General features: G+C 65.7%; 12 protein-coding genes. 5 read left to right on the top strand and 7 right to left on the bottom strand.

The window, feature by feature from the left end:
• The first annotated feature begins 25 nt into the window (after positions 1-25).
• Positions 26-484, top strand: coding sequence for a hypothetical protein (locus EYZ64_RS15245; RefSeq protein WP_135454405.1), 459 nt, complete (start codon positions 26-28; stop codon positions 482-484).
• Here EYZ64_RS15245 and EYZ64_RS15240 read toward each other — a convergent pair.
• Positions 466-1,848 carry a DNA polymerase IV gene (locus EYZ64_RS15240; RefSeq protein ID WP_135454403.1) on the bottom strand — a complete coding sequence of 461 codons (1,383 nt, stop codon included), beginning with the start codon at positions 1,846-1,848 and terminating at the stop codon, positions 466-468. The genes EYZ64_RS15245 and EYZ64_RS15240 overlap by 19 nt on opposite strands.
• A gap of 32 nt (positions 1,849-1,880) precedes the next feature.
• Between EYZ64_RS15240 and EYZ64_RS15235 the strand changes: the two genes are divergently transcribed.
• Complete coding sequence (locus EYZ64_RS15235; RefSeq protein WP_135454401.1) at positions 1,881-2,099, top strand: RNA-binding S4 domain-containing protein; 219 nt, start codon at positions 1,881-1,883, stop codon at positions 2,097-2,099.
• Positions 2,100-2,124: 25 nt separating this feature from the next.
• On the opposite strand, the gene ileS is transcribed toward EYZ64_RS15235, so the two are convergent.
• Together ileS and EYZ64_RS15225 are read right to left on the bottom strand one after the other, a co-directional pair.
• Positions 2,125-5,280, bottom strand: a complete 3,156-nt coding sequence (gene ileS / locus EYZ64_RS15230) for an isoleucine--tRNA ligase (RefSeq protein WP_135454399.1) — start codon at positions 5,278-5,280, stop codon at positions 2,125-2,127.
• Positions 5,281-5,596: 316 nt separating this feature from the next.
• On the bottom strand, positions 5,597-6,163 hold the full coding sequence (locus EYZ64_RS15225) for a hypothetical protein (RefSeq protein WP_135454397.1): 567 nt from the start codon (positions 6,161-6,163) through the stop codon (positions 5,597-5,599).
• 135 nt (positions 6,164-6,298) lie between these two features.
• Between EYZ64_RS15225 and EYZ64_RS15220 the strand changes: the two genes are divergently transcribed.
• From EYZ64_RS15220 to EYZ64_RS15210, 3 genes are all read left to right on the top strand, one after another.
• Entirely contained in the window at positions 6,299-6,667 is a 369-nt protein-coding gene (locus tag EYZ64_RS15220) for an XRE family transcriptional regulator (RefSeq protein ID WP_135454395.1), read from the top strand.
• 47 nt (positions 6,668-6,714) lie between these two features.
• Positions 6,715-7,449, top strand: coding sequence for a hypothetical protein (locus EYZ64_RS15215; RefSeq protein WP_135454393.1), 735 nt, complete (start codon positions 6,715-6,717; stop codon positions 7,447-7,449).
• A 119-nt stretch (positions 7,450-7,568) separates the two neighbouring features.
• Positions 7,569-10,595, top strand: a complete 3,027-nt coding sequence (locus EYZ64_RS15210) for an MMPL/RND family transporter (RefSeq protein ID WP_210115657.1) — start codon at positions 7,569-7,571, stop codon at positions 10,593-10,595.
• A gap of 26 nt (positions 10,596-10,621) precedes the next feature.
• Here the strand turns inward: EYZ64_RS15210 and EYZ64_RS15205 are convergent, their stop codons facing one another.
• The 4 genes from EYZ64_RS15205 to EYZ64_RS15190 all read right to left on the bottom strand — a co-directional run bounded on the left by EYZ64_RS15205 (position 10,622) and on the right by EYZ64_RS15190 (position 15,852).
• Positions 10,622-11,812: a PE-PPE domain-containing protein gene (locus EYZ64_RS15205; RefSeq protein WP_167857842.1), complete on the bottom strand. Its 1,191-nt coding sequence runs from the start codon at positions 11,810-11,812 to the stop codon at positions 10,622-10,624.
• 128 nt (positions 11,813-11,940) lie between these two features.
• Positions 11,941-12,645: a GAP family protein gene (locus EYZ64_RS15200; protein WP_167857841.1), complete on the bottom strand. Its 705-nt coding sequence runs from the start codon at positions 12,643-12,645 to the stop codon at positions 11,941-11,943.
• Between the two features lie 30 nt (positions 12,646-12,675).
• A complete protein-coding gene (locus tag EYZ64_RS15195; protein WP_135454387.1) occupies positions 12,676-14,400 on the bottom strand; it encodes an AMP-binding protein in 1,725 nt (574 codons plus the stop codon).
• A 36-nt stretch (positions 14,401-14,436) separates the two neighbouring features.
• The gene (locus EYZ64_RS15190) at positions 14,437-15,852 is read right to left on the bottom strand and encodes a condensation domain-containing protein (RefSeq protein ID WP_135454385.1); all 1,416 of its coding nucleotides are present in this window, start codon (positions 15,850-15,852) and stop codon (positions 14,437-14,439) included.
• Positions 15,853-15,873: the final 21 nt, after the last annotated feature.

Genomic DNA, 15,873 nt, shown 5'->3' with positions numbered 1-15,873 from the left:
TGACGGCGTCGGTTGAATGGAACCCATGCGCCACATCATGGCAATCGCCGCGACCGGCCTGTTGGCGCTCGGCGCGGCGCCGACCGCGGCGGCCGAACCACCGCCGGGCGCCGACGACATCGACGGCTACCCCGTCGCGGACGGGCACTACAGCTCGCCCACCGACTTTTACGGCGTGTTCTTCCGGACCCCCGACGGTCGTCATTGCGGGATCGGCCCAAACGGCGGCCCGGTCGGTTGTGACGCCGTGCCGATGGACGCACCGGCAGGCAGCAACCAGATCCTCGTCAACAGCGGCGGACCCGCCTCCTACCGGCACTCCGACACCGCCTCGTTCACCCGGGACGTCGACGTGCTGCCCGAGGGCCACCGACTGGAGAACTGGGGCGCCAGTTGCGGAGTCGGCTATCAGGGCACGGTGACGTGCAAGACGTACGGGGAGCACGGCTTCATCCTGAGCAGCACCTACGGCGTGCTCTGGTAGTCGGCCAATCCGCTGAGATAGTCACCCCAGTCCAGGCTGGCGACCGGGTCGGCCCTGCGGAAACCCGGCGTGTCGTCGGGGAATGTCCTGGCCGGTCCAGGCCCGCTGGCCCGAGTCTCGAAGCGCACGGTCATCACCCCGTGTCCAGCGCCCTGAACCCAGCCGTGCCCATGGTCGGGGTGGACCACATCGTCGCCGATGCGCCAACCGGTTTGGGTTACCTGGGCCGCCTCCGTGGCCTGGTGGTGGGAGTCTGAGATGTCGTCGAGCTGCTCCAGGTCCGGGAACAACGACTCCTGCCTGCTATCGGATAACCCCGAAAAGCCAACGCCGACAAGGCGAATCGGACCGATCTCAACGGGATCGAGCAGCAACCGGCGGGCAGTACCGATCAGGGTGGCCACCTCGGTGGTGGCGTAAGCGAGTGTGGCCGAACGAGTCAGCGTGCTCATGTCGGACTTCTTCAGCTTGACGGTCACGGTACGGGCGCCGCGGCCGTCCTTCTCCAGGCGCCGGTGCGCGTGTTCGCCGATCGGTCCGATCGCTTCCTGAAGCTGACGCAGTGTGGTGAGGTCCTCGGGGAATGTCGACTCCGCGCTGATCTGCTTGGCCTCGGCCCGCTCGGCCACCGGACGATCGTCGATTCCGCGGGCCAGCCGATGCAGCGCAGTGCCCACCGCGGTGCCGAGCACGCTGGCGGCCTCGGCATCCGACAGTGCGGCCAACGCACCCACCGTCTCGATGCCCAGCCGGTGCAACTTCTCCTCGGCCACCGGGCCTATCCCCCACAACTTGCGCACCGGTAGGCCGTCGAGCAGCCGCGCCTCCTCGTCGCGGCGGACGACCCGGATTCCGTCGGGTTTGGCCAACCCCGAAGCGATCTTGGCGATCTGCTTTCCTGATCCGGCCCCCACGGACGCCACCAGCCCGGTCTGCTCGCGCACCTTGGCCCGCAACTGCTGGCAGAATTCCTCGACATCGGCCGCCGTGGCACCGGCCAGTTCAACAGGTTCGCCGAATGCCTCGTCGAAGGACAACTGCTCGAGCACCGGGACGACGCTGCGCACGGTATCCAGCGCGCGCCGGCTCGCCACGCCGTACACCGCACCGCGGGGCGGCAGCACGACCGCGGGTGCACCGACGAGCCGGCGGGCCTGATGCATCGGCATGGCCGAGCGCGCGCCGTAGCGGCGCGCCTCATAGCTGGCCCCGGCCACCACGCCGCGGCCGCCCAGGCCGCCGACGAGCACGGGCCTGCCGCGCAGGGTGGGACGGGTCAGCTGTTCGACGGATGCGAAGAACGCATCCATGTCGAGGTGCAGAACCCAGCGTCCGCCCGCGCCCGTGACCTCGGCGCCGTTCATAGTTGTGATGCTATGGCGCTAGCCTGACCTGCATGACGCCGGATGACGTACCGATCAGGGACGAGTCGATTCGCCTGGGACAGTTCCTCAAGCTGGCATCCCTGATCGACAGCGGCGCCGACGCCAAGGCCGTCATCGCCGACGGCCTGGTCAGCGTCAACGGCGAGGTCGAGCTCCGGCGCGGCCGCCAGCTACGCCCGGGCGACACCGTGTCACTCGGTGACCGCACGGCCCGGGTGACGGGCGCCTGAACCGCCGGCACCTGATGGGGGCGCATCACGCCTTTGCGATCGCGACCCGCACCCCGTCCCCGATCTCGGCACCGTCGGCGACGGCACCGAACTCGAAACTGGTGGCCAGGATTTCACCGGCGATGAGATCTCGATGCGCGCGGGCCCACGGCTCATACTGAGCCGGAACCGAGATCTGCACCGAGATGCGGTCGGACACCTCAAGGCCGGTCGACTTGCGCAGTTCCTGCAGTTCGCGGATGCGGTCCTTGGCCCAGCCCTCGGCCTCCAGTTCCTCGGTAACCGTGCCGTCGAGCACCACCAGGCCTGCGCCGTCGGGCAGGGCCGTGGTCCACTCCGGGTCGGAGGCAACCAGTTTGGCGGTGTACTCCTCCGGCTGCAGCACCACCGGACCGGCGGTCAGGGTACCGTCGGGATTGACCACACCCTCCCCCGCCTTCACGGCCTTGATCGCGGCCTGCACGTCCTTGCCGATCCGGGGGCCGGCGACGCGGGCGTTGACGGCCAACTCGAACCGACCGTAGGTGTCGATGTCGTCGGTCAGCTCAACCTGCTTGACGTTGAGCTCATCGGCGATGAGATCGGCGAACGGCCCGAGGGCGGCCGGATTTTCCACTGCCACAGTCAGTTTCGGCAGCGGCAGGCGCACCCGCAGCTTCTTGGCCTTGCGCAGCGAGGACCCCACCGAGCACACCTCGCGCACCTGGTCCATCGCGGCCACCAGGTCGGCGTCCTTCGGCAGCACGTCGGCCTCGGGCCAGTCGGTCAGATGCACCGATCGCTCACCGGTCAGACCCTGCCAGATCACCTCGGTGGCCAGCGGCAGCAGCGGTGCCGCCAGTCGGCAGGTCACCTCCAGCACGGTGTGCAGGGTGTCGATGGCCTCGGCGTCCTCTTCCCAGAACCGCGAACGTGACCGGCGCACATACCAGTTCGTCAACGCCTCGGTGAACTGCCGAAGTTCGTCGCAGGCCCCGGAGATATCGCACGTGTCCAGCGAGATGGTCAGATCATCACGCAGTTGGGCCAGCTTGGCCAGGATGTAGCGGTCCAGCACGTTGCTCGAGTCGGTCCGCCAGGTGCCCTTCTTCGGCGCATACAGCGCCAGGAAGCTGTAGGCGTTCCACAACGGCAGCAGCACCTGACGGACGCCCTCGCGGATGCCCTGCTCGGTGACGATCAGGTTGCCGCCCCGCAGGATCGGCGAGGCCATCAGGAACCAGCGCATGGCGTCGGACCCGTCGCGGTCGAACACCTCGCTGACATCCGGGTAGTTGCGCAACGACTTGCTCATCTTCTGACCGTCGTTGCCCAGCACGATCCCGTGCGCCACACAGGTTTTGAAGGCGGGCTTGTCGAACAGCGCGGTCGCCAGCACGTGCATGGTGTAGAACCAGCCGCGGGTCTGGCCGATGTACTCGACGATGAAATCACCGGGGAAGTGCGCATCCGCCCCGTCCGTACCGGTTCCGTCGAACCACTCCTGGTTCTCGAACGGGTAGTGCACCTGTGCGTACGGCATCGATCCGGAGTCGAACCACACGTCGAACACGTCCTCGATGCGGCGCATCGTGGACTTGCCTGTCGGATCGTCCGGGTTGGGCCGGGTCAGCCCGTCGATGAACGGCCGGTGCAGATCGGTCGGCCGGACACCGAAATCGCGCTCGAGCTCGTCGAGGCTGCCGTAAACATCGATCCGCGGATACGCCGGGTCATCAGACTTCCATACCGGAATCGGGCTGCCCCAGTACCGATTTCGCGATACCGACCAGTCGCGTGCATTGGACAGCCACTTACCGAACTGCCCGTCCTTGACGTGCTCGGGATACCAGGTGATCTGCTGGTTGAGCTCGACCATCCGGTCCCGGAAATCGGTGACCTTGATGAACCACGACGACACCGCGCGGTAGATCAACGGGTTACGGCACCGCCAGCAGTGCGGGTAGGAGTGTTCATAGGTCTCGTGGCGCAGCAGCACCGCGCCGTTGGCCGCCGCAGGCCCGTCGCTGTTCTTGAGGTCGCGGATGATCTGCGAATTGGCGTCGAAGACGTGCTGACCCGCGTAATCGGGCACCGATGCGTCGAATCGGCCCTTCGAGTCCACCGGGGTGACCGCGACGATGTCGGCGGTGTCCGCGGTGGCTTTGTCGTCCTCGCCGTAGGCGGGGGCCATGTGCACGATGCCCGTGCCGTCCTCGGTGCTGACGAAGTCAGCGGCCAGCACCTGGAACGAGTTGGGTGCATCCATGAAGTAGGTGAAGGGCGGCAGGTACCGCGTCCCGAGCAGATCCCGCCCGGTGTAGCTGCCGAGAACTTCGGGTTCTTCCCCGAGCTCGCGCGCGTACGCGGCAAGCCGCGCCTGAGCCAGGACGTAGCGCCGCCCGTCGGGGCCCTGCACCAGGACGTAGTCGATGTCGGGGTTGACCGCGACGGCCTGGTTGGACGGCAACGTCCACGGCGTCGTCGTCCAGATCAACAGGTGCGCACCCCGGAGCGGGCCGTCGGTCACGGTGAAGCCCACCGTCACCGCCGGATCCTGGCGGCTCTGGTAGACATCGTCATCCATCCGCAGCTCGTGGTTGGACAACGGCGTCTCGTCGTTCCAGCAGTACGGCAGCACCCGGTTGCCCTCGTAGGCCAGGCCCTTGTCCCACAGCTGCTTGAAGGCCCAGATCACCGACTCCATGAAGGTCGGATCCAGGGTCTTGTAGTCATTGTCGAAGTCCACCCAGCGCGCCTGACGGGTGACGTAGGCACGCCATTCGTCGCTGTACTTCAGCACGGAGGCACGGCAGGCCGCGTTGAACTTCTCGATGCCCATCTCTTCGATCTGGGCCTTGTCCGCGATGCCGAGTTGACGCTGCACCTCGAGCTCGGCGGGCAGCCCGTGGGTATCCCAACCGAACCGGCGTTCCACCTTGTAGCCACGCATGGTGCGGTAGCGCGGCACGATGTCCTTGACGTAGCCGGTGAGCAGGTGGCCGTAGTGCGGCAGACCGTTGGCGAACGGGGGCCCGTCGTAGAAGACGTATTCCTCGGCATCCGCACGGCGCGCGATGCTGGCCCGGAAGGTGTCGTCGGCGGCCCAGTAGTCGAGCACCTCAAGTTCCCGTTCCGGGAAGTTGGGTGCGGCCGGCTTCGGGTACCCGGCCGACGTTGAAGACTCCGATTGGGCAGTCACTGGCGCGTCTCCTGTGCCTACGACGCGGCCAGGCCGCGTCCGGGGCTCCCCACTCGGGGAGCCTGTGTGTCCAGGCACGGGGACGACGTCGCACGGGTGCGCAAGCGCCGCGGTACCACCCCGCTTGCGCGCTGCACTGCAGCGCGCCGCTCAACTTTCGGGCGATCACGGGCCCACCCGTCCGGTTCTACTGGGCTACGCCGAATCCGAACACTCGAATCGGAGCAGCTGTTCTTCCGAAGGCTCCCCGGTGATGGCCGGATCAGCGCCGATCCGCCCAGTCTAATGAGCCCCGCAAATCAATCGGAAATCAGATCTAACCCGAGGTGACCTCGATCAGTGCCAGCGGAAACTGCTCGGCCAACTCATGGACCGTGCACTGGTCGAACCTGCGGCTGTCGAACCGCCAGAGCAGTCGCATGGTGGTCTCGGTGTCGCACTGGACGTGCAGCGCCAACGGGTGTTCGAACTGCCCCGCCCGCCGCCCCTCTCCGTACGCGAAGCTCATGTCCACCCCCGCGTGCTCGCCAGTGTCGACGCCCGGACGTGCGGCTGCGAGCAATTCGGGCCCCGACAACCCCCTCTGGGAGACACATGGCACTCCGACGCGGCGATATCCCGCCCGCTCGGGACCGCTCACGACATCGACGGTCAGTAGTCCGTCCCCGATCGCGCGGGCGACTGTCCGGCCCAGAGCGGCCAGCAGCAATTCCTCGGCGGTGCAGCCCATCGCGGTCCGGGCTCCGTGCAGCTCCGCGGACAATACGTCGTCCAACGAACTGGACACCGTTGCCAGGTCTGAGGCAACCGGTGGCCCGACCGTGCCATAGTCAGCGATCCACGAGCCGGTGCCGGCCGCGTCGGGCAGGACGGAAACAGACATATCTGTAACGTTAGCTAGATAGTCCCAAAAATGGGAGAGCTGTGCCAAAAGTCTGACATTGTTGTCAATAACGTCATTGCTGGCATCGCCGTGGTTCGCTGCGACCAACTGCAGGTTCGGGTCTATTGTGTTCTGATGCCGCGAACCGACGAGAACGGCAGGCAGCTCAAGGCCCTGCTCGACTATCTGCTGGACGGCGAGGTCGACGCCAAGGCCGTGTACAGCGCGCTGGGTGTCTCCAGCAGCACGTACTACCGGCGCGTGAAAGAGGCCGACTATCCCAACGCTGAGGAACTGCGCCAGGTAGCCGACCGCTTCCACCTCAACTATCCCGACCTGCAGATCCGGTTCGGGCTGATGAGTCGCCAGGAAGTGTGGCACTACATGGAGTCGTCGCCGGTGACCGTGGCGCCCGTGGACACCGCCACCCGTGTCCGCCCGGCCGTCCACCGGCCCACGAAACTGTCCTACCTGACCCCACGCGCCGACGCGCCTCCGCTGTAGGCCGCCGGCACGTCAGCTGTCCGCAACACCGTCCGAGGCAAATTGTTATGTCCGTCGCCACACTCATCGCGATCACACTGGCTTGCATCCTGTGGAGCCTGTGGATCAGGCGAGTCACCTGGTCATGCCGATGGGAAGTGGCCGCCACCCTGAACATCGCGCTGCAGGGGGTGGCGGTGCTGCTGATGTCGCCGTGGGCGTCGGAGACCATCGGACAGGTGCTGTATGAGCTGACGGGCAAGTGGAACGTCGAGGACTACATCGGCCATGACGCCTACATCGTCGCGGCGTCGGCCATCGTCTACAACTCCCTGGGCCGCCTCCAGGACGACAACGCCATGCAGCGCTCCTTCAAGCAGTACGTCGAGCGCCCGGCCACCATCTGCATCCCGGTGCTGCTGGCCACCTTCTCGATGGGCAACGGTGCCGCGGTGTACCGGGCCGATTTCTTCCAGGTGCCGACGGATTTCTGGCTGAGCGTCTACTGGATCCTGCTCTGCGGCACGTTGCTCTACCTGCTGGGCTACGGGGCCCGCGCCATGCTGATCCTGCGCAAGGACCCGCGGTCGCGGCGGATCGCCAACATCTACCTGTTCGCCTCGGTCAGCGGGATGCTTGCCTGCGCGACCCGGATCGTCACGTCGCTGGTACCGGCGCTGCAACCCATCGAGAACGGCCGTCTGGTATGGATTTTCGCCTGCGGATGCGGCGCGATCTTCGCACTCGCCTCCGCGCATTCCTGGCGGATCAAGACCCGGTGGCTGTCTCCGAGCAATCGGTGAGGTCGAGGCGCACATCAATTCACTGCCACCACGGCGCCGACGGGTGCCCACCCGCTCGCCCGTAGGATCGTAAAGTGCCGCCGCCCACAGAATCTACGAGCACCGCCGAACACTCCTCGCTGTTCGTCCGGCTCGGCTCGTTGATAGTGCGCTGGCCCTGGCTCATCATCGGAATCTGGTTGGCCATCGCGGCCGCGCTGCCGCTCACGTTCCCGTCGTTGACGCTGATGGTGCAGCAACGCCCGGTCGCGATCCTGCCGTCGCACGCGCCGGTTACTCTCGCGACCCGCGAAATGACCGAGGCGTTTCACGAATCCGGCTCGGAGAACGTCCTACTCGTCGTCTTGACGAACGACAAGGGGCTGGGTCCGGCCGATGAGGCGACTTACCGCACCCTCGTCGACAACCTGCGCAAGAACGACAAAGACGTCGTGATGCTGCAGGACTTCATCAGTGCCCCTCCCCTGCGCGAGGTCATGTCCAGCAAAGACGGCAAGGCCTGGATCCTGCCGGTCGGCATCGCTGGGAACGTCGGTTCACCGCAGTCATATGCGTCCTATACCCGCGTCGCCGATATCGTCAAAGACAGCGTGCATGACGTCTCGCTCACAGCGAGCCTCACCGGACCCGCCGCGACCGTCGCCGATCTCACCGACATCGGCGAACGCGACACGACCGCCATCGAGATCGCCACGATCGGCATGGTGCTGGTGATCCTGCTGATCATCTACCGAAATCCGGTCACGATGCTGCTGCCGTTGCTGACCATCGGGGCATCGCTGGTCACCGCACAGTCGGTGATCGCCGGCCTGGCCTCACTCGGCATGGGGATCTCCAACCAGACCGTCGTGTTCCTGACTGCCATGATGGCCGGAGCCGGGACCGACTACGCGGTCTTCCTGATCAGCCGATATCACGACTATCTGCGTGAGGGGCTGGAATCCGATCGCGCGGTCGTAGAGGCGCTCGGCTCGATCGGCAAGGTCATCGCGGCGTCCGCCGCCACGGTGGCCGTCACCTTCCTCGGGATGACCTTCGCTCAGCTGGGTGTGTTCTCCACGGTGGGCACCGCACTGGCAGTCGCCATCGGCATCGCATTGCTGGCCGCGTTGACGCTGTTGCCTGCCGTGATGGTGTTGGTCGGCCGTCGCGGCTGGATAGCCCCGCGCCGTGATCTCACCACCCGGATCTGGCGGCGATCCGGGATCCGCATCGTGCGCCGGCCGTGGTCTCACCTGGCCGCCAGCCTGGTTGTCCTTGCGGCGCTGGCCAGTTGCGCGACCCTGGTCCAATACAACTACGACGACCGCAAAGCACTGCCGGCGCACGCCGAGAGTTCGATGGGGTATGCGGCGCTGGAGGATCACTTCCCGATCAGCTCGGCCATCCCGCAGTATCTGATCATCCAGTCTCCGAACGAACTGCGCACGCCCCAGGCGCTGGCCGACCTGGAGCAGATGGCCCAACGGGTGAGCCAGCTTCCCGGAATCGCGGTCGTACGCGGAATCACCCGGCCGACCGGAGAATCCCTGCAGCAGGCACGGCTGAGCTATCAGGCCGGTGAGGTCGGAACCAAGCTCAACGACGCGTCCACACAGATCAACGGGCGCGCAAGCGATCTCAACCGGCTCACCGACGGCGCCGATTCCCTGGCCACCAGTCTCCTCGATGTACGCACGCAGGTCACCCGCGGCGTGGCCGGAGCACGTGGCCTGGTCGATGCCCTGGCGACGATGCAACAGCAAGTCGGCGGCAATACGACACTTCAGCAGATCGACAGCGCGGCAAAGCTTGTCAGCAGTATGCGGGCACTCGGCGACTCGCTCGGTTCGAACTTCTCCGATCTGACCAACGGAATGCCGTGGATCGATCCGGTCCTGCGCGGACTGGACACCAGCCCGGTCTGCCTCACCGACCCGGCCTGTCTCGAGGCCCGCGGATCACTGCGACGGCTCGCCGCCGCACGCACTGACGGAACCTTCGATCAGATCGCTGCCCTGGCACGGGATCTGCGAGCCACTGATCCCGTGCAGACCCTCGATGACACGGTCAAGAAGCTCAGCGCCACCGTCGAGACCGCGAGCAAAGCCATGCAATCCATGGGACTGGCCAATCCGGCCCAGGCGCGATCACAGCTGGGCACGCTGCAGAACGGCGCGGATACCCTCGCCGACGCCAGCCGGCAGATCGCAGACGGAGTGTCCCAACTGGTCACCGAGACCAAACGAATGGGATCGGGGCTCGACGAGGCATCGGCTTTCCTGCTCAACATGAAGACCGACGCGGCCAGCCCGCCGATGTCCGGGTTCTACGTGCCCGCCCAGATTCTCACCCAGGACGAATTCCGTAAGGCCGCAGCGACATTCATCTCCCCCGACGGCCATACCGCGCGCTACCTGATCCAGACCGACATCAATCCGTTCGGCACCGAGGCGATGAACCTGGTCAATGCGATCAGTGACACGGCGCGCGGCGCCCTGCCGAACACCGCTCTCGACGGATCCTCGGTATCGATCGCCGGATATCCGGCGATGCTGCGCGATACCCGCGACTTCTACAACCACGACATCCGGCTGATCATCGCGGTCACGATCGCGGTCGTGCTGCTGATCCTGGTTGTCCTGCTGCGGGCCTTTGTAGCTCCGCTGTATCTGATCGCCTCGGTGGTGATCTCGTATCTGTCGGCCTTGGGCATCGGTGTCGTGATGTTCCAGTATGTGCTCGGCCAACAGTTGCATTGGAGCGTGCCCGCACTGACCTTCATCGTGCTGGTCGCCGTTGGCGCCGATTACAACCTGCTGTTGATATCTCGAATACGCGATGAGTCACCGCATGGTGTGCGGTCGGGTGTCATTCGCACAGTCGGGTCCACCGGCGGTGTGATCACCGCGGCCGGTCTGATCTTCGCGGCATCGATGTTCGGGTTGTTGTTCGCCAGCATCAGCACGGTCGTGCAAGCCGGATTCGTGGTGGGTGTGGGGATTCTGTTGGACACGTTCCTGGTGCGCACCTTGACCGTTCCCGCGATCGCCACCCTGATCGGGTCGGCGAACTGGTGGCCGTCGGATTTCGTGACAGGTCAGCTCAACCGGCTCAGAAGCCGGCTGAGGGTGGCCGCCAAGCGAGGAACACAGCCCGGCAGCTGAGCTCCGGGCGGCAAAGGCGAAGTGGTCTAGCCGATCCCCGGGAACAGGTTCTTCACCTGCTGAGCCGCGTTGTCCATATTGGCCTGGTCGGTCGGGCTGAGTTTGACGCCCTGCACAGCCTTGTCGATGTTGGCCTGATCGGTCGGGCTCAACTTGAAGTCCTGCACAGCCTTGTCGACATTCTCCTGGTCGGTCCGGCTCAGCTTGATCGTGGGCTGCGATGCGGGAGTCTGCTGTGGCGGCAGTTCCGACAGGCCCGTGCCGGCCTGCCGCATCCAGTCCTCGACGTTGGCCCGGGCCACGGGATCGATACCGGTTGCCGGGGCACCCGGATAATCGTTACGTGAGTAGCCGGCGTCCACCATCGGCCGCACCACACCGTCGAGCTGATCGACCAGCTCATTGGGAACGCCGAGGTCGCGAAGCGGCCGGGTCAGCGGCAGGAGCTTGGTCGGCAGGAAATAAGCGGTCTGCGTCGCGCCCTTGGAGTTGACCGTGACAAAGACATTCTCCGGCGGTATGTCTGCGCGCGTACTGTAGGAGGTCTCGGTGTGCAGGTACTCCAGGGCGACAAGGGAATTCGCCAGTGCCAGCCAGTTGTCCGGCCGGTCGGGGAAGTCGGCGATGAAATCGTATTGCCCCACCACCAGCGTGGTGTCGTACTGGCTTTCCACGGGACCGCGCACGGTGTAATCGATGAGCGGAATGTAGGTCCCCGGCGTCAGCGACGACAGGACCGAATGGCTGAACGGCGTCACCGCCTGCGGCGGGCCGAACAGCGTGAAGGACACGCCTTCCGGCGCACGCGCACCAGGATCCTGCGAGAGGCGCGCCAACGCCTCGCTGAGCACCAGGGCCCCCTCGGAGTTGCCGACCACCACGGTCTGGCCGGGGGTGCCCGCCAGCGCGGCCTTCAGGTTGCGGGCACCGATGTCCACCGAATCGCCGACGCTCTCGGTCGAGATGTCGTTGCCGGGCCACAATTTGTCCGGCAACCGGCCGTACACCATCCCGGCGGGATACTCGACGATGTGCCGGTTCGCGTTCGGGTAATAGCCGCGGCCCACCCTGTTGGTGATCTGGTCCCACGGAATGCCGGGGCCGCGGGCGCCGCCGAAGATCAGCGCGGTCTCGGCGGAGGCGGTTCCGGCGCCGAACACCGTTCCCGCGGCTACGAGACCGACGGCGAAGGTTCCGGCCAGCAGGCCTTGCGGCACGCGTCGGACGGCATCTCGTGACCGGCTCCGACCACGGACTGCTTCGCGACGCCGACGTCCTCCGTTGACTCCAGGCATCCTGCCGTCTCCCTTCTGAGCACCACCCGTCGGCGGTGTCATGCTGTCGCTCATATCCCCAGCAGGCCGATCGTGATGAACAAAGCCCCTGCCGCAGTAAGAATCATCGCCACGTCGCGCCGCGTGCACGAACGGATCCAGGTGTGCACGCGGGTCATCCACACCAGCGTACGTTGCGGCGCGATCAGGTAACTCAGGAGTGGGATCTCTACGAGTGCAAAGGCCACCAGGTTGAATGCGATCACCGCACCAACCTGTGTGCCGGGTGCGACACCGGACGCGTGTATGACCGCCAGTGCCGCCAGGTAGTCGACCGAAGGCAACGCGATACCCAGCCCGCTGACACCGGCGACCCACAGCGAATTACCTTGCATCACTGCCCGTATCCGGTCTCTCAGACCGACTCGCGGCGCCGCGAGTGCCACTTGGCCGGAGCCGGACTCCTCAGCCGCCGCCTCTGCCGGTTGCACCCGCCTCGCACCCACATTCGCCGCCACCAACGCCGCGGCGATCAGGGCGAGGATGCCGATCCCGATCTGCATCCTCGGCACGGTGAGCGTGCCTGCGGCCAGCGGTGCGGCGTCGAGGACAAGCAACGCCGTCCCGCCGACCACCAGGCCCATGAGGAACCCACCGCACAGGAACGCCAGCAATTGATGCACCGGCCGGGGTCGGTTCAGCATCAGCACGGTCAGCCCGATCCGCACCGGTTCGAGGCTGACCGCGATGGCCATCAGCAAAAGGGTTGCCCACATAGTGGTTTCAGCGCTTCGGTTCAGCCCCGATCAGGCGTCCAACCTCGCAAACTCCTGTCGGCGGTACAGCTCTGCACTCGCCTGACGACGGACCTTGCCGCTGGTGGTGATCGGGAGCGAGCCGGGGGCGACCAGTGCCAGGTCGGCGGGGTTGAGTCCATGCGCCGTCGAGATGGCGGAGATCACTTCGCGTTTCATCAACGTGAGACGCTCGGCCAGGGCCTCCGGGCTTTCGTCGGAACGCTTCTTGACCTCGATGACGGCGACCAGCTTCTCTTCCTCGTCGTGGTTCACCGCAATCGCAGCGACGCGCCCACGGGAGATCGCCGACACCGTGGCCTCGATGTCGTCCGGGTAGTGGTTGCGCCCGCGGACGATCAGGAGATCCTTGACCCGGCCGATGATGAACAACTCACCTTCGGAGATGAAGCCCAGATCGCCGGTCCGCAGCCAGGTTCCGTCGGGTACGCCGTCGACCGTCGCGCCGAACGTCTCCTGCGTCTCGTCGGGTCGGTTCCAGTACCCGGCCGCGATGTTCTCGCCCTGTGCCCAGATCTCACCGATCATCCCGGCGGGCACCTCGATGCGGGTTTCCGGATCGACGATCCGTACCGCCGGGCTCTGCGGGGTCCCGTAGCTGATCAGCGCGGTTCCACTGGCACACCGCTCGGCGTGCCCGGCCGCCAGTTTCTCGGGCTCGAAATGAGCCACCACCGGCGGCTTCCCCGGCTCGCGTGTCGCGACGTACAGCGTGGCCTCGGCCAGACCGTAGGACGGGCGAATCACCTTGCCCTGCAGATTGAATGCCGCGAACCGCTTGGTGAAGCGTTCGACGGTCGCCTGGTGGACGCGCTCGGCCCCGCTGATGATGCTCAGTACGTTGCCCAGATCGCAACCCGCCATATCGTCATCGGTGGTCTTGGCCGAGGCCAGGTCGAAGGCGAAGTTGGGTCCGGCGGTCAAGCCGGTGGGGACGCTGCCGAGCTGCTGCATCCAGCGTGCCGGCCGGGCCAGGAATGCCAGCGGGCTCATCATCACGGTGCGCCAGCCACCCAGAATCGGCGCAACGATGCCGGCCATCATGCCCATGTCGTGGTACAGCGGCAGCCACGTCACGACCGTTGTGTCTGACGGCGGCACCCGGTTGTAGTCCGGGTAGAAACTGGCCATCATCTGCTCGAAGTTGGCCGTCAGGTTGCGGTTCGACACCATCACGCCCGCGGGGGTCCGCGTCGAGCCGGAGGTGTACTGGAGGTACGCGGTATCCGGAGCGGCCTCGCGCCTCAGGCGAACCGCCTTGCGGGCATCGAGGTCGAGCTTGTCGACCTCGAGCACGACGGGCGCCGGGTTGCCGTCCTGCGCCACCGCATACGGAGTCACAGTCTCGGAGATGGCGGACGTGGTGAGGATGACGGTGGGCGCCGCGTCACGGAGGACAGCGGTGACCCGCTCATCGTGATTGCCGACCATCGGCGTCGACAGCGGAACACAGACCACGCCGGCTTCCAGCGAAGCCAGGAAGGCGACGATGTAGTCCAGGCCCTGCGGTGCGAGGACCACGGCGCGGTCTCCCGATGCGGCGTGGGCCTGCAGCTCCCCCGCCAGATTTCGGATGCGCCGGTAGAGCTGGCCCCAGGTCAGGGTCTCCTCGACGCCGTCCCAGTCACGTTCGTAATCGACGAAGGTGTAGGCGATATCGTTGGGCTGCATGCTCGCCCGTTCACGCAGCACGCCGTTGAGTGTTGACTCAGCCATCAAGTGTGCCTTCCTGTTCTGACTTCATTCCGCGACTCACTTGCGCGACCCTGCGCCGAGGTTCTCCAGCACCCGCGCACACGTCGATTTCAGCACCTTGACGTACCGACCGACCGATTCATGCGCTTCGGGGTTGTTCGGGTAGACCACAGAGACCGCCGTCCGGTCCTTCAGACGCACCAGGAACACCGTCATCTGGTACGAGTACACACCGTCGCTGAACATTCCGATCCGCATCGATTCCAGCTCGGTGGTGAGCAGGACCGACAATGGCGCCGCTCCCGCGTCCAGGAAGTTGATCACCTGGAAGTTCGGCCTCGGCCAATCCAATTCGGGTCTCAACTCGAGCACCCGATAGAACGGGACATCCACGAGCTGATGTCCGGCGTCGAAGGATTTCTGTGCCGCAACGGCCGATTCGGCAAAGGACCTGCCCGCGATCGGAACGGTGATCGGCACCAGCCCGGTAAACCAGCCCATCGTCATGAGATCGGCGGTGGTCTTGCGGGTATCGCTCGGGGTCAGCCCGTAGTAGGTGTCCGCTCCGGTCAACTCATGCTCGGCCAGCCCCGTGCAGGCGAGCATGCCACCGATGAAGCGGGCCCCGGCAGCGACGCATGCCGACTCGAAATTGGCTGTCTGCTCCTCGTCCATGAGGGTCTCGACCCACATCTCCGCTCCACACGGCTCGAGCGGATCGCCCAGGGGCAGTGGGAAGTCCGGCAGGCTGCCGTTGTTGTTCGTCGCGAAGTCGGCCCATGCCTTGACTTCCGGCGAGTCCGCCGTCAACGAGCCGAGAAGTTCCTTCTGACGCATGCAGAAGGCGTCGTAGCTCCCCGCCTCCGGAAGTGCCAGCGGAGCGCCACCACCGACGAGGGTGGTGTACATCGCGTGGAACTCCATGAGCGTGACACCCGCGAACGTCGCATCCATGTGCAGGTGGTCGATGCTCACGTAGATCGTGAATCGATCCGGGTACTGAACGATGCCGTAGGTGAAGCAATCCCAGTGCAGCGGATCCGGTGTCGACAGCGTGAGCTGACGCAGCTCCTCCGACGTGAGATCGCCGTGCCGGGTGGGCACGAACTTGATGTCGGCCGGGTTCGTCATCTGGTGACGCACGATGTTGTGCACATCGTGGTACTCGAACCAGCTGCGGAACGTGTCATGCCGGCGCACATGGGCATTGACCACATATGTCATCGCCCTGATGTCGCATTGCCCTGGAATATCACATGTCACGATCACCAGACGGGAGTAGTCCAGGCCCTTGGCTCGCTGATCGACGAAGCCCCGCAGGTGCTGGGCCTGCATGTAGCTGACCGGCACGTCGCTGACAGGCGCTTCAGCGGCCTTGGCGCACGAACCGGGCGAAGCACGCCAGGACACAGCAGAACCGGGCGGAGCTTCCCACTCCTCGATCGAACCGATCGCAACGGAACCTAACAGCAACGTGACTCCTCTATAAAATCA

This window comes from Mycobacterium sp. DL99 (assembly GCF_004762045.1).
In the GTDB taxonomy this organism is placed as follows: domain Bacteria; phylum Actinomycetota; class Actinomycetes; order Mycobacteriales; family Mycobacteriaceae; genus Mycobacterium.
This window is presented reverse-complemented; position numbering and strand designations above follow the sequence as displayed.